Source organism: Lutimonas vermicola, assembly GCF_038433205.1.
Taxonomy (GTDB): domain Bacteria; phylum Bacteroidota; class Bacteroidia; order Flavobacteriales; family Flavobacteriaceae; genus Lutimonas; species Lutimonas vermicola.
This window is the reverse complement of sequence record NZ_JBCDNA010000001.1, coordinates 1,268,873-1,289,491: the sequence shown is the minus strand read 5'-3', so window position 1 is coordinate 1,289,491 and position 20,619 is coordinate 1,268,873. Positions and strand designations below refer to the sequence as shown.

22 protein-coding genes are annotated in these 20,619 nt (G+C 38.7%); 12 read left to right on the top strand and 10 right to left on the bottom strand.

Annotated features, from left to right (window positions below; all coding sequences use genetic code 11):
* The first annotated feature begins 11 nt into the window (after window positions 1-11).
* The 7 genes from AABB81_RS05780 (at window position 12) to AABB81_RS05750 (ending at window position 7,107) form a co-directional block, all read left to right on the top strand.
* On the top strand, window positions 12-1,136 hold the full coding sequence (locus AABB81_RS05780; RefSeq protein WP_342159220.1) for an Mrp/NBP35 family ATP-binding protein: 1,125 nt from the start codon (window positions 12-14) through the stop codon (window positions 1,134-1,136).
* A 63-nt stretch (window positions 1,137-1,199) separates the two neighbouring features.
* Complete coding sequence (locus tag AABB81_RS05775; protein WP_425287327.1) at window positions 1,200-1,418, top strand: NifU family protein; 219 nt, start codon at window positions 1,200-1,202, stop codon at window positions 1,416-1,418.
* Between the two features lie 194 nt (window positions 1,419-1,612).
* Window positions 1,613-2,773, top strand: coding sequence for a homogentisate 1,2-dioxygenase (locus AABB81_RS05770; protein WP_342159218.1), 1,161 nt, complete (start codon window positions 1,613-1,615; stop codon window positions 2,771-2,773).
* A gap of 7 nt (window positions 2,774-2,780) precedes the next feature.
* On the top strand, window positions 2,781-3,941 hold the full coding sequence (gene hppD / locus AABB81_RS05765) for a 4-hydroxyphenylpyruvate dioxygenase (RefSeq protein WP_342159216.1): 1,161 nt from the start codon (window positions 2,781-2,783) through the stop codon (window positions 3,939-3,941).
* Between the two features lie 241 nt (window positions 3,942-4,182).
* Window positions 4,183-4,695, top strand: coding sequence for a hypothetical protein (locus AABB81_RS05760; protein ID WP_342159215.1), 513 nt, complete (start codon window positions 4,183-4,185; stop codon window positions 4,693-4,695).
* A gap of 205 nt (window positions 4,696-4,900) precedes the next feature.
* Window positions 4,901-6,439, top strand: coding sequence for a YifB family Mg chelatase-like AAA ATPase (locus AABB81_RS05755; RefSeq protein WP_342159213.1), 1,539 nt, complete (start codon window positions 4,901-4,903; stop codon window positions 6,437-6,439).
* A gap of 317 nt (window positions 6,440-6,756) precedes the next feature.
* Window positions 6,757-7,107, top strand: a complete 351-nt coding sequence (locus tag AABB81_RS05750; RefSeq protein ID WP_342159212.1) for a hypothetical protein — start codon at window positions 6,757-6,759, stop codon at window positions 7,105-7,107.
* 173 nt (window positions 7,108-7,280) lie between these two features.
* Here AABB81_RS05750 and AABB81_RS05745 read toward each other — a convergent pair whose 3' ends face one another.
* Together AABB81_RS05745 and AABB81_RS05740 are read right to left on the bottom strand one after the other, a co-directional pair.
* Window positions 7,281-8,111 carry a cyclase family protein gene (locus tag AABB81_RS05745; protein ID WP_342159211.1) on the bottom strand — a complete coding sequence of 277 codons (831 nt, stop codon included), beginning with the start codon at window positions 8,109-8,111 and terminating at the stop codon, window positions 7,281-7,283.
* Between the two features lie 39 nt (window positions 8,112-8,150).
* Window positions 8,151-9,035 carry a dienelactone hydrolase family protein gene (locus AABB81_RS05740; RefSeq protein WP_342159209.1) on the bottom strand — a complete coding sequence of 295 codons (885 nt, stop codon included), beginning with the start codon at window positions 9,033-9,035 and terminating at the stop codon, window positions 8,151-8,153.
* A gap of 222 nt (window positions 9,036-9,257) precedes the next feature.
* Between AABB81_RS05740 and AABB81_RS05735 the strand changes: the two genes are divergently transcribed.
* Both AABB81_RS05735 and AABB81_RS05730 read left to right on the top strand, forming a co-directional pair.
* Window positions 9,258-9,560, top strand: coding sequence for a hypothetical protein (locus AABB81_RS05735; protein WP_342159208.1), 303 nt, complete (start codon window positions 9,258-9,260; stop codon window positions 9,558-9,560).
* A 21-nt stretch (window positions 9,561-9,581) separates the two neighbouring features.
* Window positions 9,582-10,148: a metallophosphoesterase family protein gene (locus AABB81_RS05730; RefSeq protein ID WP_342159207.1), complete on the top strand. Its 567-nt coding sequence runs from the start codon at window positions 9,582-9,584 to the stop codon at window positions 10,146-10,148.
* Between the two features lie 345 nt (window positions 10,149-10,493).
* Here the strand turns inward: AABB81_RS05730 and AABB81_RS05725 are convergent, their stop codons facing one another.
* The 8 genes from AABB81_RS05725 to prfB form a co-directional block, all read right to left on the bottom strand.
* Window positions 10,494-11,135, bottom strand: coding sequence for a toxin-antitoxin system YwqK family antitoxin (locus AABB81_RS05725; protein WP_342159206.1), 642 nt, complete (start codon window positions 11,133-11,135; stop codon window positions 10,494-10,496).
* A 173-nt stretch (window positions 11,136-11,308) separates the two neighbouring features.
* A complete protein-coding gene (locus AABB81_RS05720; RefSeq protein ID WP_342159205.1) occupies window positions 11,309-12,373 on the bottom strand; it encodes a dipeptidase in 1,065 nt (354 codons plus the stop codon).
* A 3-nt stretch (window positions 12,374-12,376) separates the two neighbouring features.
* A complete protein-coding gene (locus AABB81_RS05715; protein ID WP_342159204.1) occupies window positions 12,377-12,841 on the bottom strand; it encodes a hypothetical protein in 465 nt (154 codons plus the stop codon).
* 10 nt (window positions 12,842-12,851) lie between these two features.
* A complete protein-coding gene (locus tag AABB81_RS05710) occupies window positions 12,852-13,967 on the bottom strand; it encodes a D-TA family PLP-dependent enzyme (protein ID WP_342159203.1) in 1,116 nt (371 codons plus the stop codon).
* Between the two features lie 7 nt (window positions 13,968-13,974).
* Window positions 13,975-14,439 carry a RidA family protein gene (locus AABB81_RS05705; protein ID WP_342159202.1) on the bottom strand — a complete coding sequence of 155 codons (465 nt, stop codon included), beginning with the start codon at window positions 14,437-14,439 and terminating at the stop codon, window positions 13,975-13,977.
* Between the two features lie 13 nt (window positions 14,440-14,452).
* Window positions 14,453-15,769 carry a gluconate:H+ symporter gene (locus AABB81_RS05700; protein ID WP_342159200.1) on the bottom strand — a complete coding sequence of 439 codons (1,317 nt, stop codon included), beginning with the start codon at window positions 15,767-15,769 and terminating at the stop codon, window positions 14,453-14,455.
* A 485-nt stretch (window positions 15,770-16,254) separates the two neighbouring features.
* Window positions 16,255-16,875 carry an HAD family hydrolase gene (locus tag AABB81_RS05695; protein WP_342159198.1) on the bottom strand — a complete coding sequence of 207 codons (621 nt, stop codon included), beginning with the start codon at window positions 16,873-16,875 and terminating at the stop codon, window positions 16,255-16,257.
* Window positions 16,876-16,877: 2 nt separating this feature from the next.
* Complete coding sequence (prfB, locus tag AABB81_RS05690; RefSeq protein WP_342159197.1) at window positions 16,878-17,987, bottom strand: peptide chain release factor 2; 1,110 nt, start codon at window positions 17,985-17,987, stop codon at window positions 16,878-16,880.
* 288 nt (window positions 17,988-18,275) lie between these two features.
* Here prfB and pxpA point away from each other — a divergent pair, with 288 nt between their 5' ends.
* The 3 genes from pxpA to AABB81_RS05675 are packed head-to-tail and all read left to right on the top strand — an operon-like array spanning window position 18,276 to window position 20,612.
* Complete coding sequence (gene pxpA, locus AABB81_RS05685; protein WP_342159196.1) at window positions 18,276-18,989, top strand: 5-oxoprolinase subunit PxpA; 714 nt, start codon at window positions 18,276-18,278, stop codon at window positions 18,987-18,989.
* Complete coding sequence (gene pxpB, locus AABB81_RS05680) at window positions 18,986-19,717, top strand: 5-oxoprolinase subunit PxpB (RefSeq protein WP_342159195.1); 732 nt, start codon at window positions 18,986-18,988, stop codon at window positions 19,715-19,717. Before pxpA ends, pxpB begins: the two co-directional genes overlap by 4 nt.
* Complete coding sequence (locus tag AABB81_RS05675; protein WP_342159194.1) at window positions 19,710-20,612, top strand: 5-oxoprolinase subunit C family protein; 903 nt, start codon at window positions 19,710-19,712, stop codon at window positions 20,610-20,612. Before pxpB ends, AABB81_RS05675 begins: the two co-directional genes overlap by 8 nt.
* Window positions 20,613-20,619: the final 7 nt, after the last annotated feature.

The following is a 20,619-nucleotide window of genomic DNA, read 5'->3' as shown; positions in this document are numbered from 1 at the left end:
TAAGCATATCAATGAGTTTTAAGAAACAAGACATATATAAAGCACTGGAAGGTATTACGGCTCCAGGTGAAGGAATGAATCTTATCGAAAGCAAAGCAGTTACAAATGTTGTTGTTTTTGGAAAAGAGATTGTTGTTGACGTTACGATCAAAAACCCGTCGCTTCAGGCGAAAAAGAAGGTTGAAGTGGAGATCATGAAGGTCATACACGACAAGGTCGATGAAAAAACCGATGTTAAGGTTAATGTAAAGGTTGATGCTCCGGCAAAGCCTGCTCCCATGAGAGGTAATCAGATTCCTGGAGTAAAGAATATTATTGCCGTGGCTTCGGGTAAAGGTGGTGTTGGAAAATCAACAGTTACTGCCAATATTGCAGTTTCTTTGGCTAAAATGGGTTTTAGTGTTGGTATTCTTGATGCCGATGTTTACGGGCCTTCCATGCCTATCATGTTTGACGTGGCCAAAGAAAGGCCATTATCGATTAATGTAGATGGAAAATCGAAAATGCAACCTATTGAAAATTACGGAGTTAAATTATTGTCGCTGGGCTTTTTTACAGATCCAAATCAGGCAGTAATCTGGCGGGGAGCCATGGCGTCCAAAGCGCTGAACCAAATGATATTTGACGCCAACTGGGGGGAATTGGATTTCCTTTTGATTGACCTTCCTCCGGGAACAGGGGATATACATCTTTCTATGGTGCAGGCGGTTCCCATTACGGGAGCTGTTATTGTCAGCACTCCTCAAGCCATCGCTTTGGCTGATGCGAAAAGAGGCGTTGCCATGTTTGAGCAGGAAAATATTATGGTGCCTGTTTTAGGCATCGTTGAGAATATGAGTTATTTCAGCCCTGCCGAATTACCTGATCATAAGTATTATATATTTGGAAAAGACGGAGCTAAACACCTGGCTGAAGACCTTAAAACAACGCTTCTTGGAGAGATTCCACTTGTACAAAGCATCAGAGAGGCCGGAGATGTAGGGCATCCTGTGGCTTTACAGGAAGATTCAGCATTGGAAAAAGCCTTTGCTGAAACCACCAAGAAAATGTTGTCTCAATTGGTAAAACGAAACGAAGATTTACCTCCAACTGAAATAGTTAGAATTACAACCATGTCGGGTTGCAGTACAAAATAAAATAGCCATGATACGATAAACGTATAATGAGAAAATATTTTTAAAATGGGCAAAAAGAAGCTAATGGATAACATTGAAAAGGCACTGAGCGAGATTCGTCCTTATCTGCTGACTGACGGAGGAGATATCTCCTTTGTTTCATTGGAAGATGACGTCGTGAATGTTAAATTCCACGGAGCCTGTATCGGTTGCAATGTGAATCAGATGACCCTTCGAAATGGAGTGGAGGCAACTGTAAAAAAGTATGCGCCCCAGATCAGGAAAGTTGTGGAGGTCAAATAGCCTTCTCAGAAACTATATTCTCATATTCTTAAATAATATTCGTTATCTTTGTTAAGATCGAAAGAACAGGTATAATATGAGCTACATTTTTGCCGAATTATTATCACTTCAAAAATTCCTGATAAAGAGAAAGCCGGAGTAATTTAGCTTCTTTATAAGTACTTCTTTCTTTTATAAATATTAAAATTGTAAATATGCCGAGATATCATACTTTAGGCAGCATTCCTTCAAAACGACATACTGTTTTTAAAGATGCAGAAGATAATTTCCTCTATGAAGAACTGTTTGGAACTGTTGGTTTCGATGGGATGTCTACCTTGCTCTATCATACCCAAAGGCCTACTCAGGTAAAAAAAATTGTCTCATCTTATGATGTTAGCCCCAAAGTGGCTGTTGAGAAGAATATGAAATCTATAAGTTTAAAAGGTTTCGAGGTGGCTTCTGAAAAAGACTTTTTGAAGAGTCGCGTACCAATTTTAGTAAATAGTGACTGTCAGATCAGTTTGGCGGCACCGACTCATTCCCTGCGAGATTATTTTTACAAAAATACAGATGCTGATGAGGTAATATTTATACACAAAGGCTCGGGGAAACTCAGAACCATGCTGGGAAATATTGAATTTTCTTATGGAGATTATTTGGTGATTCCCAGAGGCATGATCTATCAGGTCGATTTTGATACTCATGAAAATAGACTTTTTATTGTTGAGTCAAAAAATCCAATTTATACACCAAAAAGATACAGGAACTGGTTTGGTCAGATGCTTGAACATGCACCATTTTGTGAAAGAGATATGCATCCCCCCAGTGAGTTGGAAACATTTAATGAACAGGGTGATTTCTTAGTGAAGGTAAAAAAACAGGATACCATGCATGAATATATTTATGCAGCACATCCTTTCAGTGTTGTAGGCTGGGATGGATATAATTTCCCTTACAAGTTTTCGATCCATGATTTTGAACCTATAACAGGAAGGATACATCAGCCTCCCCCAATTCACCAAACTTTTGAGTCTGCAGGTTTCGTAATCTGTTCATTTGTTCCAAGATTATACGATTATCATCCTAAAGCTGTTCCGGCTCCTTATAATCACAGTAATATTGACTCCGATGAGGTACTGTATTATGTTGATGGAGATTTTATGAGCCGAAATAATATTGAAAAGGGTCAGATCACCTTGCATCCTGCAGGAATCCCTCATGGGCCGCACCCCGGTGCTATGGAAAGAAGTATTGGCAAGAAATCAACAGAAGAACTTGCCGTGATGGTGGATACTTTTAAACCTTTGATGGTTACTGAAGCTGCTATGAAAATGGCCGATGATGATTATTATAAAAGTTGGTTAAATCATTAAAATTGAAATGATGAGTGATATAAAAAATGTAGAATACGGATTGGAAAAAATATTTAAAGGAGCAAAAGATTTTTTACCATTACTGGGAACAGATTATGTGGAGTTTTATGTGGGTAATGCGAAGCAGGCAGCCCATTTTTATAAATCAGCATTTGGTTTTCAATCTTTGGCTTACAAAGGACTTGAAACAGGAAGTAGGGAAGCTGTTTCATACGTGTTAAAACAAGATAAAATTAGAATAGTTTTAACCACGCCTTTAAATTCAAAATCAAAAATCAACGAACATATCGTAAAACACGGTGATGGTGTTAAAGTTGTGGCACTTTGGGTAGAGGATGCTAAAAAAGCTTGGGAAGAAACGACTTCTCGTGGTGCAAAATCATATCTAAAACCAGTTACAGAAAAAGACAAACATGGTGAGGTTGTAAGATCGGGTATCTACACTTACGGAGAAACTGTGCATATGTTTGTGGAGCGAAAAAACTATAAGGGAACATTTTTACCGGGATTTACTGAATGGAAATCTGATTACAACCCGGAACCCTGTGGTTTAAAATTTATTGACCATATGGTTGGTAATGTAGGTTGGGGAGAGATGAATACATGGGTAAAATGGTATGAAGACGTTATGGGTTTTGAAAATTTCTTGTCTTTTGATGATAAGCAAATCCACACAGAATATTCAGCTTTGATGAGTAAAGTAATGAGTAACGGTAATGGCAGAATTAAATTCCCAATAAATGAACCGGCAGAAGGGAAAAAGAAATCTCAAATTGAGGAATATCTCGATTTCTATGAAGGCCCTGGAGTACAACATATTGCAGTGGCTACAGATGATATTATTTCCACAGTTTCTAAGTTGAGATCCAGGGGAATAGAGTTTTTAAGTACGCCTCCTGAAGAATATTACAGAGCGGTTCCCGGTAGATTGGAGGAATTTAGTCATGAGTTAAAAGAGGATATTGAAACGTTAAAAAACTTAGGTATCATGATCGATGCGGATGAGGAAGGGTATTTATTACAGATTTTCACCAAACCTGTAGAAGACAGACCAACTTTGTTCTTTGAGATCATACAAAGAATGGGAGCTCGAGGGTTTGGAGCCGGTAACTTTAAAGCACTTTTTGAAAGTATTGAAAGAGAACAGGCCAAGCGCGGAACCTTATAATATGTTTATCTGAGGCCCTCAGAGATGAGGCCTTTGACGTGAACCCCTCGGACGTGAACCTCTCACTTCCGAGGGGTTCACCTTTTAATTTGGAGATTTATTGTAATGCTGTTTTTTTTTTCATGTATAAAAAAATCAGGACTTTTGGACACTAATTAACATATTTCATCCTTTTTATCAAATTAGTTAGATATAATTTCTAACTTTCCAAACAATTAATTAACGTAAAACTTTAAATCTTATGAAACAAATTATTTTTTATCTGTGCGCTGTCCTGATCATGGTAAGTTGCACGCCTCCTCCTGCAGATAACTCTGCAAACGAAGCTTTTGAAAAGAACTCAAAAACAGTTTTAGCAAATTTGGAAGGTTGGCAAAATGAGAATTTAGACTATTCCATGTATGCTGAAGATTTTGCCATGCTGGAAACAGGTTTTGGTTCAGAAAAAGATTCTATATCACTCACGGAGATGATGGAAATGGACAAAAAAATGTGGCAAACCTACGATTTCAAAATGTTGAATGAGCCTGTTTTATTGCCTGGAGTAAATGCGGCTACCAAAGCTGTTGATGGCTCCGTTCGCCATTATAGTGAATGGGAAATTACACTTTCTGCTACAGATTCTACAGAGGCAAAATCAGGTGTCATTAAATTGTATGAATCTTTTGATTTTAATGAGGAAGGTAAAATCAGATACCAACAGGTTTACGGAGATTTTACAGGAATGATGATGCATTTGCACGGGCAGGAATAAATAGGAACTGATTATTGAACAGATAGAGAACCGTTATTTTTAATAACGGTTTTTTTTATTTTTTGCGTTGTATCCCTGACCTGAGGATCTCCCGGTTGAGCTTATCATGAACCTGCTAAGGGTGCGGTTCGAATTCTAACACTAACAATGCCGTTACATGTTTACTTTAAGGTTTTAGAACACTTAATAGTAAATACGATAATCGATGTTAGTCAAAGTTTATGGGAGCGCTGTTATTGGGGTAGAAGCAACAACAATCACGGTAGAAGTCAATATAGATAAAGGAATCGGTTATCATTTGGTAGGCTTACCGGATAGTGCCATCAAGGAAAGCAGTTACAGGATTTCAGGAGCACTTAAAAATTCAGGGTATAAATTTCCGGGTAAAAAGATTACGATTAATATGGCGCCTGCCGATTTGAGAAAGGAAGGATCTGCCTATGACCTTGCACTTGCAGTGGGTATTATGGCCGCCTCGGGTCAAATGGAATCTGCGAGACTCAGTGAATTTGTGATTATGGGAGAGTTGTCACTTGATGGAAGTTTAAACCCTGTCAAAGGTGCCCTTCCCATAGCGATACAGGCAAAAAAAGATGGCTTTAAAGGATTTATACTTCCAAGTCAAAACGGCAAGGAAGCTGCAGTAGTAGAAGGGCTTAACGTTTATGCTTTGAGCAACATCAAAGAAGTCATCAATTTGTTAAAGGGAGAAAATCGCATAGCACCATTATGTGTGGATATCAAAAGGGAATTTTATGAAAAAACGAATTCGGAAGACCTTGATTTTGCTGATGTAAAAGGCCAGGAAACGATCAAACGCTGCATGGAGATTGCTGCTGCAGGGGGTCATAATATCATTCTTATTGGACCGCCGGGTTCAGGAAAAACCATGCTGGCCAAAAGATTACCCACAATTTTACCTCCTATGTCATTGACAGAAGCCATGGAGACTACAAAAATTCATTCGGTAGTCGGAAAATTAAATGGAAATACAGGTTTAATGTACAGCAGGCCCTTTAGGTCGCCTCATCATACCATTAGTGATGTTGCACTTGTTGGTGGAGGCACCTATCCGCAACCGGGAGAAATTTCCTTATCCCACAATGGTGTTCTGTTTCTCGATGAATTACCGGAATTCAAGCGAAGTGTCTTGGAGGTCATGAGGCAACCCCTGGAAGATAGAGAAGTCACCATATCACGTGCACGATTTACGATTACTTATCCCAGCAGTTTTATGCTGGTTGCAAGCATGAATCCCAGTCCGGGAGGATTTTTTATTGATAAGGATCAGGTATCAAGCGCCACGGTTATGGAGGCCCAAAGATATTTAAGTAAGATTTCCGGTCCTTTGTTAGATCGTATCGATTTGCATATTGAATTACAGCCTGTTCCATTTGAAAAACTATCGGGAAAAAGATCCGGTGAAAAAAGCAAACAAATCAGGGAAAGAGTCATGGTCGCCAGAAATATACAATCGGAGCGATACAGCTCCAAGAATCATATTCATTACAATGCTCAAATGAGCGTAAAACAAATACGAAAATATTGCCGGCTTGATAAAACTTCACAGCAATTATTAAAACATGCCATGCAGCACCTTAATTTGTCAGCCAGGGCCTATGACAGGATATTGAAAGTTTCAAGAACGATTTCTGATCTCGCAAAGAGTGACGATATTTTACCTGAGCACATAGCAGAAGCCATTCAATACAGGAGTTTGGATAGAGAGGGGTGGTTAGGATAAACGCATAAATAAATTGAAACAGCTGGTTTTAAGATAAAATCAATGCTTTTATAAATTTTCTTATGCATCTTTAAACAGACAGATTTATTACATATATGACATTGGACAGCTGCTCAAAATGGATTACAGAACAAAAGGCGTTCGGTGAAGTGTATAAGTGGATTTAGCTGAAGTATTCCAAAGTGATTAAAATTTTATTTATTTGATAGAATCATTGCAGGTTAAGCAATTGTTAATTAACTTTACTTTATGTAAAAATCATTTTAAGAAGTAGTCGATGGAAGGGTAAATTAGAAGTGATTTTTTTAAATTTATACATGAAGACCCTCGTACCAATATTCCTTTTCTTTTTCATGTCTTTACCGATGTGGTCCCAGTTCCATGAAAGGCCCGAAGATCGCATTGAGTCGTCAACCGATACCATGTATAAATCTTCTGCTTTTGTACCACATCCTAATTTGCTTAACATGAGTCTTTGGAAAAGAGTTTCTGAATACAGATTTGAATGCGAATATTTACGTTTGGCGGTGGAATTCAAAGACCATACCTATGTCCTGATCGAAATGGACGGGGACAAACGTATTCTTGCCAGAAGTATTTATTACGAAAGAATTTCCAACAAAATAAAGGAACTTACATTAAGGTCTCAGCCTTCTTTCGACATGTAAAAAAGCCTGAACTAATTCTGGGATGTTCATTATTGAACGATTTTAGTCACTCTCAAAAATTTATGATGGCATTTATTTTCTTCATATTATTATATGTGCGCATAACCTTGCATTTTTCTAACTGATACTTTTTTAGTTGAATACAGTTCGATATGTATAAAAGGTCTTTTTATTCACTCTTTTAACATCGCCACAATCCGAAGGGGAGCGCCACTGCCACCCTTTATTTTCATGGGAAGGGCTATGACTTCAAAATCTTTGTTTGGTAATTGATCGAGGTGGGTCAGGTTTTCAAAAGCAGGTATGTTTTTCGAGAGAAGGATGACATGACTTTTAAAATCCTGTGATTGCCCGTAGTCAATACTCGGGGTGTCGATGCCAATGGCGTTGATATTCCGTTTTTCAACCAGCCAGCTTGCTGCTTCGGCAGATAATCCCGGAAAATGCAGCAGGGCAATGGCTTCAGCTCCCCGTTGATCGGTTCCCAGATACTTTTCTTTAAGCGGATAATACGTTGAATGGCCTGTTTGTAAAAGAACGATAGATCCTTCAGGGATGGTCATTTGCTGCTGTGCTTCCCAATTCACAAAATCCTCAATACCGATCAAATAGTCAACATCTTGAATCGCTTTCTCAGACACATCTATTTTAATGGCTGGCCCAATCAATTTTTCCAATGGAATTTCATCAACTGTCTGTCCTCCTTTTGCAAAATGAATCGGAGCGTCTATATGCGTGCCTCCGTGTTCTGCCGTGCTGAAATTGTTTGCTGAATAATAAAACCCCTGTTCTGTTTCTCCCATGTAAACCGTATCAAGCTCAAATTGCTTGGCTGTAACCCAATAAATGGTTTCCTTGGAATAATCATGAGACAGATCAATAATTTTGAATGATTCAATTTGCTCTGTTTTGGGCAGAATAGATTCTTTTTGGTGCTGGTTTGATTCTGTACAACTGAGAAGTATCAAGAAAACAAGTACTAATCCGGCGGGGTAATTTTTCATTATAAAACGTTCTTATATGTTATTTTCAAGGGATGTTATTTATTTCAGTTTCTCCCTGAAAAAATCAATTGTTCTTTTCCATGCGAGTTCAGCGGCTTCTTTATTGTACCTTGGGGTGGTGTTATTGTGAAACCCATGATTAACCTCAGGGTACACATAGGCTGTATATTCAATATTAGATGATTTCAGAGCCGTTTCATAAGCCGGCCAGCCTTCGTTAATCCTTTTGTCTAAACCTGCATATTGAAGTATCAGAGGAGCTTTGATCTTATCGATGTCCTCTTTGGGCTGTCCTCCGTAAAATGGAACTGCCGCAGATAAGCCAGGTAATTTGACAGCCATCATATTAGAAATCCACCCTCCGAAGCAAAAACCGACAACACCAATTTTGCCATTACAATCCGGATGCACTTTTAAATAGTCATAAGCAGCTATAAAATCTTCCAGCATTTCATTTCTGTCCCTTTTCCTTTGTAATTCCCTTCCCTCATCATCATTTCCGGGATAACCGCCAAGCGGGGTCAATGCATCGGGCGCTATGGTAAGAAACCCTTCAAGTGCGGCAATCCTTGCCGTGTCTTCGATATAAGAATTTAACCCTCTGTTTTCATGAACTACCACGATACCGCCTAGTTTACCCTTTGTTTTAGCAGGTTTTGATACTAATGCCTTGATATTTCCTCCGCCTTTGGCCGATTCATAATTGATATAGCCGGATTCAAGCCTTGGATCATCAGGTTGAACCTGAACTGAACTGATATAATCGGGCATCAAAAAACCCATGAGTGAAGAAACTGTTAAACCACCTACGGCATAGACGGACAATTTTTTTACAAAGTCGCGTCTTTGAATTTTGTTATGGGCGTAATCATCGTAAAGGTCAAAAACCTCCTGGTTCAAATCTTCCTTCTCAATATTTTTCATTTTTGTACGGGTATTAATTGAACATTTTTTATGCTGATATATGTGATTTTTATAATTTGTAAAAAAAGCATTTAAGAGTACCGAGCGGTTTTCGTAAATATAAGAAATTTACAAACTAGTTTAATCCATTTGCTTAGACAGGCATTATTGGATGAAGCTGATCGGATACCGCTGTGCTGAATTGTAAGTTAAAATATAGTAATTTAAACCTTTATTTTTCGCATGGTCAGTTCAATTCTTGACAAAGCCTTTAAAAAGGCTAAAAAAGTAATACTTTCAAGAGAAGCTAAAATCATTTTTTTTAGCGATCTACACAAGGGTGACAATAGCTATGCGGATGATTTCCGGCATAACATTAAAATTTATAAATACGCCTTAAAAACCTATTTCGATCAGGGTTTTACCTATATAGAATTGGGTGATGGGATAGAGCTTTGGGAAAATAATTCTTTCAAACCTATTTTTGAAACATATAAACCCATTTTTGAACTTCTTGAAAAATTTCAGGCTCAAAAGCGACTCTAGCTTATATGGGGAAATCACGACATGGAATTTAGAGATCCAATTACAGTTGAAAGAGTGTTGCGCACTTTTTTTACGCCAAAGAACATTGTGCATAAAGAAGCGTTTTTTGATCTCGAATACCATGAAAGCTTACTGCTGGAGTTTGAAAATAATCGCAGAACAATTTTTGCCATTCATGGGCATCAGGCCGATTATATGAATTATCGGCATTGGAAGTTCAACAGGTTCTTTGTGCGATATTTTTGGAAGTATGTGCAAAAATGGTTTGGAATAAATGACCCGACAAGTCCCGCAAAAAATTACAAGAGTCTCATTAAAGTTGAAAGAAAACTAAACCAATGGATTGTTAACAATAATCAGCAAATGATAGTATGTGGACATACGCATCGCCCGCGTTTTCCAGACCCGGGAGATATTCCTTTGTTCAATGACGGCAGTTGCGTTCATCCTGAATCTATTATAGGTATAGAAATAAATGATTTTCATATTTCACTGGTTAAATGGCACCAGGACAGCGAAGATGGGCCGGCAAATGGTATTATAAAAACTATTTTAGAAGGTCCTGTTTCTTTGGATAAGTATCTTTAATATGCATCGTTGTATGTAAGAAAACATGACTTGCTTAGGTTATGACATGATGTGTCGTCATGTATGTCATTAACGAAAGGTATCTTTGGGTATTGGTTCATGAAACATAAAGTAAATAAGTTCACAAGTATGTGAGAAATTCCCTAAAAAGAAACATGAGCCAGGCATCATAAGAGGGGGCAGGTAAAGCAGTTCAAAAGCCAAGGTTGGATTAGATTCGATACAATCTCTAAAAAAAGAAAAACGCTACCGGTTAAGGGTAGCGTCTTTTTATTAGAAGTTTCTTTCTTGCTCCCTAAAATTTTGTGGCTTATCAGGGGTCGCAATTCAGATTATCGTAACCGATTAAATTGGTCTTCCGTTCTCGAAACTGGCTTTCTCTATTAATTCACCTGTTTCGGAATAGGCTTCAAAAGTTCCATCCTTCCTGTCATTTTTAAAATACCCGATGGTTTTAAGCTGGCCATTTTCATAATATTCTTCATAAGGCCCTTCTTTTTTGGAATCTTTCCATGTGATAGATGACTTTAGCTGGCCGTTTTCATAATATTCTTCTATACTGCCTTCAAGAAGCCCTTTGTCATAGTAACCTTTCCTCCATGGATTGCCATTTTTGTAAAAGGTTTCAAAGTAGCCATCTTTTTGATCTGACAAATACTGGGCCTTAATCTGTAATTGTCCGTTTTCGTAATATTTTTCATACGGGCCTTCTTTTATACCATCCTTCCAAATCACTTTTTCATCCATCTGGCCGTTGGAATAATAGGTGGTACTGAAACCATTTTCTTTGCCTTTTAAAACGTTCCACTCACTTTTAAGCGATCCGTTCGAGTAATTTTCATAGGCAACACCTGTAAATGCCTCACCGTCCAACATCAACACTCTCCTGTCTAATTTGATTTTTGATTTTTTAACACGAAGCTCTTTTTGACAACTTCCTGTGATTAAAAATATACCTAAGGTCAAAACAAATACTATTTTTTTCATACGAAACAAATTTTGAAATAATTATGGTTTTGTAAAAGAATTTTGTCAATCCAAATGTATAGAATTCTTGGCAAAACCATAAAGGATTTAACTAAAATTTAGATAAAATTTATGATTTTTTATTCTTAATGAATCTTAATAAAATTGAGTCTTTCGAAGAATATGAAACAGGCTTATTTCCAGGTTCTTTTTAGAAAGGAAATAAAATTTCCGGACGTGATATTTTCAATATCTGTTTGTGAATAGCCTCTCTTCTTCAATTTAGCGGGGATTTTTTGAAGATCGGCAATCGTATCAAGATCTGAAGGGCATTGTTCTTTGCCAAAAGCCCCATCAAGGTCGGTTCCTATACCAACGTGTTCTGAGTTGCCTGCCAACTGGCAAATATGATCAATATTATCAATCATCTGATCAAGCGTGACTCCCATATCTATTGGGGTTGACTTACCTCTTACCCATTTAGGAACCATCATCCAGGCGTCAAGGGCTATCCCAATCACGGCTTTTCTTTGAACGAGTTCACGTATTTGTTCATCAGAAAATTGACGGTTGTGATCTACGAAGGTTCTGCAATTGTTATGGCTGGCCCAAACAGGTCCCTCGTATATTTTCATGGTCTCCCAGAAACTTTGATCACAAAGGTGTGTAGCGTCAAGAATTAGCCCCAGATCAGTTATTTTTTTTAATAATTCACGCCCTTTTTGACCGATTCCTCCTACCGAATCCGTTCCATGCGCATAGGTTCCAGGGCCGTAATGAGCCGGACCGATTGCGCGTAATCCATTCTCCCATGCATGTTCCAAATAATCAGGCCTGACTATGGAATCAGCCCCCTCAAGACTTAAAATATATCCTATTGGGCTATCAGGCTTAGGGTTTTTCCACAGATCCAGATGACTCTCCAAGTCATTGAGATTACAAATTGACCTCATTTCACCTGCTCTTTCCATTTCTTTGTACCAGGCCAACTGACCCTGGGTTTGGGCCCATGCCTGCTCCGGAGAATGCCAACCCGGAAGCGTGCTCTCTTTTTTGACGTATCTCCCTATTTGAGTAGCTACACACAAACCAATATGACCCTTTCTCATTTCGTCGAATGAAACCGTGTTGTTTCCACGATCGGGTTTATCGTTCATTCCCTGTTCACTTTCCCTGATTTCTTTGATTGGCCAGCGCAGGTCGCGGTTCCATTCCAGGGCGTTCATTGACAGGTCTAAATGAGCATCAAAAATCAGCATAATTTAATTTTTAGATTTAATTCTAACATATTTTTCAAGGATATACCGGTCTAAGCCGGCCGCTTCTAATTTTTCATGGCCTTGCTGAATGAGGGAATCCCCTTTGATCTCTGCTTTGAATGGGAATACATGCCCTCTGTAATCAGGGGCATTTATAAATTCAAGAGTCTCTGCATAGTCGGATCCATTAAAAGTATAGGAACCGCCTCCCGCCATGAAATTTTCACTCGTGCCTTCTTCCTGATTGAAAAAAGCAAAATGAGTAGCGTTGATGATTTTTATAAAATCAGTTTTGCTAAGGTCTTTGACCTGCAAGGAGTCTTTTTCAAGGATGTGGGCATAAACGAGTTTCCATGAGCCTTCTATTGGATTTATGATTTTGGGTTTTAAATGTTTAGTTTCCTCGTTATTGTCGGAACAGGAAGGCAGCAAAAAGATTGCTAGCAGCATTATTACAATCGGTTTCATCAATTCTGATTTAGTATTCATTTAAAGTGTGGTCTCTGGCAGCCACGGTCCATGTCCCGGTTATTACATGATTTTCAACAGTAAGCGCTTCAGGATATTTGGAAACCGTTGGGCAAATATGAACTGGAACTGCATACAGGGCTTGGCCAAGATCATAAAGATGGCTATTCCTGCACTTTACCACAAGGTGCTCTTCGCTCTGTGAGACTTGCAGGAAGTCGTGATTTCCTAAAAATTTAACTCTCGGAAGTGTCATTTCAGATGCCACAGATTTATGGCCCAGATCAAAACACAGCAGGTTTTTATCCGGTTTGCTGATGATTCTGGTTAGCAGAACCGCTGCTGGAAGAAAAGCAAGATCGGTATAATTCCTGCCATATCCTTCATCCCACAGCATTGGCGTTCCCGGGCTTAATTCTACGTTTTTTCTTTTCTCATGAATAGGAAAAGTAGGGGTTCCTCCGGCAATAACCACAGGGATTGCATGCCCCTGCAATTCAAGATCCCTTTGTAAGTTTAGTACAGCCTGATAGTCTTGATCACAGTTCCGGGCTCTCAATATTGGATCGGAATCATGAATATGCCCGTCATAAACATGAAGGCCTTTTACATCAAGTGAAGGGCAATTTTTAAGCGATATATAAAGATTCTTAGCTTCTTCTCCCGGAATTATGCCTGTTCTGTTCATGCCATTATTGATATCCAGCCAAAGAGCGATCATCATATCTTTTGCCAAAGCTACTTCTTCAAAAGCATTTCTGGCTGCCATACTGTCAACCAGGGTTGAAAAACCCGTTCGGGGGTATTTGACTATAAGCTCGGTAAATTTTTCCAGTTGTACTGATACAGGTTGCATCGCCAGGAGCACATCTTTTGCTCCTGCCTTGGCCAAAATTTCGGCCTCTGAGAGAGTAGCGCATTTGAATTTGGAAATACCCAGCTCTAGTTGCAGTTGAATAATTTCAACCATCTTATGGGTTTTGATATGAGGTCGAAGGCGTTCGGGGTTCTTAGCGATATGCAACATAAGTTCTGCATTTTGCTGTATCCTTTGAGGGTAAACAAGTAATGAAGGACTTATAACCTTGCTGTTGTCGCTTAATTCATACCATTTGGAATTTCTCATAAGTGATTTAGTAAAGTTCAAACATGGCTTCCACTTCGACTGGGATCCCATCGGGAAGCATCATTCCTACGGCACTTCTCGCACCTATTCCAAATTCATTGCCGAATACCTCTGCCATTAACTCGCTGAAGCCATTCATTACCAGAGGCTGGCGCTGAAAATCAGGCGTGCAATTGACCATGCCAAGCACTTTTACCACTCTTTTTACCTTGTCGATATCTCCAAAATGCGTGCGTATGGTTGAAAGCATTGTAAGCCCAACCTGTCTCGCAGCCAGTTTCCCTTGTTCGGTATCCAGGGTGTCTCCTACGCGGCCCTGCATCAAAGAGCCGTCAAAATTGACGGGAGCTTGCCCGGAGACATATAAAAACTTGTCTATGACCAATAGCGGGCGGTAAACCCCGGCAGGTTTAGGTGCCGGAGGAAATTGTAAATTCAGTTCTTTAATTCGTTCAGATACTAATTTGCTCATAAAATGTTTAGATTTATACAATTAGATTTAAAATAAGGACACCTGTAATACCGATGACACCTACCATTGTTTCCATAACCGTCCAGGTAGACAGTGTTTCTTTTACAGATAAATTGAAATATTCTTTAAAAAGCCAAAACCCGCCATCGTTGACGTGAGAAAGCATTAAGCTTCCTGATCCGATGGCCAGTACCATCAGTTCCGGTTTTACTCCTGTTCCTGATACCAGGGGGAGTACAATACCGGCAGCAGTGAGGCCCGCTACTGTTGCCGAGCCTATGCAGACTCTCAGGACCGTGGCTATCAACCAACCCAGAAGGAGTGGAGAAATGCTGAAACCTTTTAAAAGAGTCCCTAAATAATCGCTAACACCACTGTCTACAAGGATCTGTTTAAGGGCACCCGCGCCTGCAATGATCAGTAAAACCATGGTGATACTGGCAATTGAAGTGGCTACGGAACTCATGACCTCGGTCATTTTTCTTCCTCTGGACAAGCCCAATGTATAAATGGCTACCAACACTGATATCAGCATAGCCATAACGGGATTTCCTATAAAAATAAGGAAGTTTCTCAAAGGGAATTCAGTGGGTAATGCATAATCAAGAAGGGTTGAAAGACCAATGAGAATCACTGGTAAAAGGGCCGTCAAGACGCTAACGCCCATTTTTGGCATCTCCTCATCAGTTAAAATTACCGGATTGTAAAACTCGGGTAAAGGGGTGGCCACTACTTTTTTTATCGTTCTTGAGAATAGGGGCCCTGCGATTATTATCGCAGGAACTGCCACGATGATGCCATAGAGCATCGTTTTGCCAATACTGGCATCAAACATTCCTGCAATAGCTGTCGGAGCCGGATGAGGAGGTAAAAACCCGTGTGTTACAGACAACGATGTAAGCATGGGCAGCCCCACATAGATGAGCGGAAGATTCGTTGCAGCTGCAACAGTGAAAACTAATGGAATCAGAATGACAAAACCTACGGTATAGAACATCGGTATCCCGACTATAAACCCGGCTAAAACAACTGCCCATTGAATGTATTTAATTCCAAAACTGTCAACAAGTTTGGTGGTGATTCGTTGAGCTGCGCCGCTGTCGGCAACTAATTTTCCCAGCATGGCACCCAGGCCCAGAATTAAAACAAGAAAACCAAGGGTATTCCCGATGCCGGTTTGAATGGATTCTATAATGCTGTTCAGTTCCATACCCTGAAAAAATCCAACAAGCAGGCAAACAATCACAAAAGACAGAAATGCGTTGAGCTTAACTACGGCAATCAAAACGAATAATAAGATGATTCCAAGAACAACGATTAAAAGAGGCATAGAAGTTATTTTAAGATTTGCATTTGATAAAGCTAAACTAAAAATTATAATAAGAGAAGAAAATATATCTAGACAGAAGGATAAAAGTGATCGACTAATAGCAATATAATCTTGATGTAAGGTCTTTCGGATTTGTATGCTAAACAGTAAAAATTTTATTTTTTTTATAAGGGTTTTTGCTCTTCATCATGGTAAAATGAGCGCTAAAACTAATTTTTCAGAAAATCATAAACATACTAATTTAAAACTTCAAATAAGCTTCATATTATACTGATATATAAATTTATAGATTATAGCTATAAATATTGTCTATAGTTGTAAAATGATCATTTTTGCTTGTTTTTCTTTGATTTTCACGGGTTCGGACGCTTGTTTTTTCATGAGATATAACAATAAAATAAACGCAGAATTAACCGAGGTCTTAAAGCCCCGAATTATGAGAATCAAGATTTTAGCAATAGTGTATATACAAAGGAAGAGCTTGTCTAAATAAGCCCAAATTCTTTTAAATCCATGTTTAATTGCAAAGCATTTGTAAAGTGTACTGTATTGAATCCCAGTAGTTTTGCTGCTTCTATATTCTCAAAGCTGTCGTCTATAAAAAGACAATTTTCAGCTTTTAGTCCATATCTGTCAAGGGTAATTTCATAAATTTTTGAAAAGGGTTTTCGGGTTTTTTCCTCTCCCGATACCACGATGCCTTCGAAGCGTTTCAGAAAGTCAAACCTGCGTTGGGCGATGGGAAAAGTCTCCGAACTCCAATTTGTTAAAGCATAAAGTTTTACTTTGTTCAATTCACTTAATGATTTTAAAATCACAACTGTATCCTGATTTTCACTTTTGATCATTTCTTCCCACCTCTCAAAAAATGACCTGATCTCCGGTTCGTATTCCGGGTACGCTGTCGTCAAAATTTCAATGCCTTCTTCAAAGGTTCTGCCGGCGTCCTGCTCCATGTTCCAGGCAGGGGTACAAACTGTATTGAGAAACCATGTCATCTTTTTCGCATCATTCTTGAAGATTTTTGCATATAAATATTCAGGATTCCAGTCAACAAGAACGCCTCCAAGATCAAATATTACTGCTTCTATTTTAGGCATTTTCATGTTCAAAGCTCGTTTTTAGAGTTGGCCTTGTCAGAATTTATCATTAAAAAAGCCTTGATAAAATTGTCAATGTCACCATTCATTACCGCATCTACATTAGCCGTTTCTTCCTGGGTACGGACATCTTTGACCAATTTGTAAGGATGCATCACATAATTCCGAATTTGAGACCCAAAGTCAATTTTCATTTTACCTGCTTCGATACTGTCTCTTTTTTCACGCTGTTTTTGAAGTTCGATCTCGTAAAGTTGTGATTTTAGCATCTGCATCGCCTTTTCCCTGTTTTCAAGTTGGGAGCGTGTTTCTGAGTTTACTACCATGATACCAGAGGGTTTATGCCTCAAAATAGCCTTGGTTTCAACTTTATTGACATTTTGCCCGCCGGCGCCGCCCGATCTGGCAAAGTCCCAGGTGATATCTGCTGGATTGATCTCAATTTCGATAGTGTCATCGGCCAAGGGATATACATAAACAGAGGCAAACGAGGTATGGCGTTTTGCATTACTGTCAAATGGAGAGATCCTGACAAGCCTGTGGACTCCGTTTTCTCCTTTGAGATAACCAAAGGCATATTCTCCATCAATTTCCAGGGTTACTGTTTTTATCCCGGCAACGTCACCTTCCTGATAGTTCAGTTCTTTAATCTTAAACCCTTGTTTTTCGCTCCACATCATATACATGCGCATAAGCATCTGGGCCCAGTCACAACTTTCTGTTCCTCCGGCTCCTGCAGTAATCTGAAGCACTGCACTTAAGCTATCGCCTTCTTCCGACAACATATTCTTGAACTCCAGCGACTCGAGTAAATTCATCGTTTTGTCGTATTGGTCGTTCACGTCCTGCTCAGAAGCTTCATCTTCTTTAAAAAAATCATAAAGAACATTCAGGTCTTCCCCGTATGATTTTAACTGGTTGTAGTCTTCGACCCACTTTTTCTTTCCTCTCAGGATTCTCATGACACGTTCTGCCTCTTTTGAATTGTTCCAAAAATCAGGATCAGATGCCTTTTCTTCCTCATTAGAAATTTCTATGAGTTTCTTATCTATGTCGAGATAATCTTTCAAATTATCTATGCGTTCAATAATGTCTTTTATTTGATCGGATGTAACCATAGGGCAAAAATAAACTAAAAAACGACATTAGAAATTTAAATGAAATTGAATTTGTTGCCTTATTTTTATAGGTTTAGCAAAACCAACCTATGATGACCAAACTTATTTTTCCTTTTATTTTTCTTACGATAATTCACGTTTACATTCAAGAATTATCTGTTGGTGGGATTGAGGAATTAACAGATGTTAAATGAATAAATCAATTGGTTAGAAATATTTTGAGATTTCTTATCTTCGACTAGGTATTTGCTGAAACGATTGGATAGGAATTGTTGTTGAAATTATTTTATGGATATCAATTGTGATTTGGGTGAAGGAATGACAAATGACGCCGAACTTATGGCTAAAGTCGATTCTTGCAATATAGCTTGTGGCGGCCATGCCGGAGACAAGCAATCAATGTTGGAAACTCTGAGGCTTGCGAAGCGGTATGGGGTGAAGGCAGGGGCCCATCCCTCTTTTGAGGATAAGGAGAACTTTGGAAGAGTTGTATTACGTGTACCTTTGAATGCGCTGAAATCTCAATTGATTCATCAAATAGCTTCATTGAATGAACTTGCCAAGGCAGAAGGGATGAAATTATATCATGTAAAAGCACATGGAGCTTTATACCATGAGACAGCTCATTCAAGAGAAATGGCAAATATTTTGATTGAAGCAGTTAATTTTTTCAAAGAAGATCTTTGTATATTCGTTCCGTACGGATCCATGTTGGAGGAGGAGGTCAGGAGGAAAGGGATAAGGCACTGGGTTGAAGTTTTTGCAGACAGAAATTATGATGATCGCTTACAGTTATTGCCAAGGTCAGTTCCGAACGCGGTGATTAACGACCCAAAAGAAATTAAGAAAAGAGTGTATAGAATGATAAACGAAAAATCAGTGATCACCAGTACCCGTCATGAGTTGAATATTGATTTTGATACGATATGTGTTCATGGAGACCATCCCGAAGCATTGGAAATTCTAAAGGAGTTGCGTGATATTAAAATAAAAAAAAATTGAATTTATATAAATTAACATATAAGCCGTTGGGAAGTATAGCTGTTCTCGTTTCGTGGCCTAAAATGATACATACCGATATTTTAAAAAATATCAATCTGTTCAGGCACAAAATCCGGGCTGATATGGGGGAGTATATATTAGAAATGACTCCTGCCTATAATTCTCTTGCCGTTTTTTTCGATACAACTAAGATCAAGTATTCATCTGTAGTTACTGACCTTAAAGAGATATATACCTCTAAGGATCAGAAACTTTTAACTGCAAATAAAATTTGGAAAATACCGGTTTGTTATGACGATGAATATGGTATTGATCTGGAAAAGATGGCTAAGTCTAAAAAAATGACCAAGAAGAAAATTATTGAACTTCATAGTAAACCTCTGTATGATGTATATTTTATAGGGTTTTTACCGGGATTTTTATACCTCGGGGGCTTGGTACCGGAATTGGAATATCCCCGAAAAGCCAATCCCAGGATAAAGGTCAATAAGGGTGATGTGGCCGTGGCAGGAAATCAAACCGGGATATATCCCAGAGTGAGTCCGGGCGGCTGGAATGTTATTGGGAATTCCCCCCTAAATTTTTTTAACAAGGATGAATTCCCGCCTTGTTTCGCGGTTTCTGGGGATAAATTAAAATTCATTCCTATAGATACATTAACGCATGCGGAAATCATGAAAGAAGTGGAGGCAGGCAGTTATGAAATAGAAAGCGAGATGTATGGATAACAATATTTTGATATTATCAGAAGGGATGCATTGTTCCATACAGGATCTTGGAAGGAAAGGCTACAGGTCGTTTGGCGTACCCATAGCAGGTGCCATGGACAAATACAGTGCTATCCTTGCCAATAAGCTCCTCAATAACGATGAAAAATTACCTGTAATGGAGATCACTCTTGTCGGACCTAAAATGATGTTCGAAGACCACTCTCTTATTGTATTGACAGGCGCTGATATGTCTCCTGAACTCAATGGAACACCTATCGAAATGAATTATGTGTATGAGGTGAAAACGAGTGACGTTTTAAGTTTTGGTGCTCTTAAAGCGGGTGTTCGAACTTATCTCGGGGTTAAGGGAGGATTTCAGACGGAAAAAATAATGAATAGTTATTCATATTATGACGGCATTACCTCAAAAAATAAAATCATTAAAGGAGAAAGGTTGAAAATTGCTAGTTATGATGCAAACCTTGAAGTAACTTCTTCGAAGATTAAGGTAAAAAGCTCACATTTCAACCTCAAGAAACTCGAAGTGACCAAAGGTCCGGAATTTAACCGCCTCACCAAGAAACATCGTGAGTTGCTTTTTTCGAAACAGTTTAAAATTGACAAACTTAACAACAGGATGGGATATCGGTTAAAGAATAAGTTTCCGCCCATAAAGGATTCAGAAATAATTACTTCTGCCATTATTCCTGGCACTGTTCAATTAACGCCCAGTGGAAAATTAATTATCATGATGAGAGATTGTCCGACAACCGGCGGGTATCCAAGAATTTTACAATTAACTGATTTAGCAATTAATCAGTTGGCACAGAAAAAGGAAAATGACACGTTTAAATTTGATTTGGAAAGCAGTTTTAACTTTCTGGGCAGATTGGTGAGTCGTTTCAAAGACTGATCCTTTA

Coding starts and splice junctions, on each gene's coding strand:
- AABB81_RS05780 (WP_342159220.1), top strand. CDS start 12: ATGAGTTTTAAGAAACAAGACATATATAAAGCACTGGAAGGTATTACG.
- AABB81_RS05775 (WP_425287327.1), top strand. CDS start 1,200: ATGGATAACATTGAAAAGGCACTGAGCGAGATTCGTCCTTATCTGCTG.
- AABB81_RS05770 (WP_342159218.1), top strand. CDS start 1,613: ATGCCGAGATATCATACTTTAGGCAGCATTCCTTCAAAACGACATACT.
- hppD (WP_342159216.1), top strand. CDS start 2,781: ATGATGAGTGATATAAAAAATGTAGAATACGGATTGGAAAAAATATTT.
- AABB81_RS05760 (WP_342159215.1), top strand. CDS start 4,183: ATGAAACAAATTATTTTTTATCTGTGCGCTGTCCTGATCATGGTAAGT.
- AABB81_RS05755 (WP_342159213.1), top strand. CDS start 4,901: ATGTTAGTCAAAGTTTATGGGAGCGCTGTTATTGGGGTAGAAGCAACA.
- AABB81_RS05750 (WP_342159212.1), top strand. CDS start 6,757: ATGAAGACCCTCGTACCAATATTCCTTTTCTTTTTCATGTCTTTACCG.
- AABB81_RS05745 (WP_342159211.1), bottom strand. CDS start 8,111: ATGAAAAATTACCCCGCCGGATTAGTACTTGTTTTCTTGATACTTCTC.
- AABB81_RS05740 (WP_342159209.1), bottom strand. CDS start 9,035: ATGAAAAATATTGAGAAGGAAGATTTGAACCAGGAGGTTTTTGACCTT.
- AABB81_RS05735 (WP_342159208.1), top strand. CDS start 9,258: ATGGTCAGTTCAATTCTTGACAAAGCCTTTAAAAAGGCTAAAAAAGTA.
- AABB81_RS05730 (WP_342159207.1), top strand. CDS start 9,582: ATGGAATTTAGAGATCCAATTACAGTTGAAAGAGTGTTGCGCACTTTT.
- AABB81_RS05725 (WP_342159206.1), bottom strand. CDS start 11,135: ATGAAAAAAATAGTATTTGTTTTGACCTTAGGTATATTTTTAATCACA.
- AABB81_RS05720 (WP_342159205.1), bottom strand. CDS start 12,373: ATGCTGATTTTTGATGCTCATTTAGACCTGTCAATGAACGCCCTGGAA.
- AABB81_RS05715 (WP_342159204.1), bottom strand. CDS start 12,841: ATGAAACCGATTGTAATAATGCTGCTAGCAATCTTTTTGCTGCCTTCC.
- AABB81_RS05710 (WP_342159203.1), bottom strand. CDS start 13,967: ATGAGAAATTCCAAATGGTATGAATTAAGCGACAACAGCAAGGTTATA.
- AABB81_RS05705 (WP_342159202.1), bottom strand. CDS start 14,439: ATGAGCAAATTAGTATCTGAACGAATTAAAGAACTGAATTTACAATTT.
- AABB81_RS05700 (WP_342159200.1), bottom strand. CDS start 15,769: ATGCCTCTTTTAATCGTTGTTCTTGGAATCATCTTATTATTCGTTTTG.
- AABB81_RS05695 (WP_342159198.1), bottom strand. CDS start 16,875: ATGAAAATGCCTAAAATAGAAGCAGTAATATTTGATCTTGGAGGCGTT.
- prfB (WP_342159197.1), bottom strand. CDS start 17,987: ATGGTTACATCCGATCAAATAAAAGACATTATTGAACGCATAGATAAT.
- pxpA (WP_342159196.1), top strand. CDS start 18,276: ATGGATATCAATTGTGATTTGGGTGAAGGAATGACAAATGACGCCGAA.
- AABB81_RS05675 (WP_342159194.1), top strand. CDS start 19,710: ATGGATAACAATATTTTGATATTATCAGAAGGGATGCATTGTTCCATA.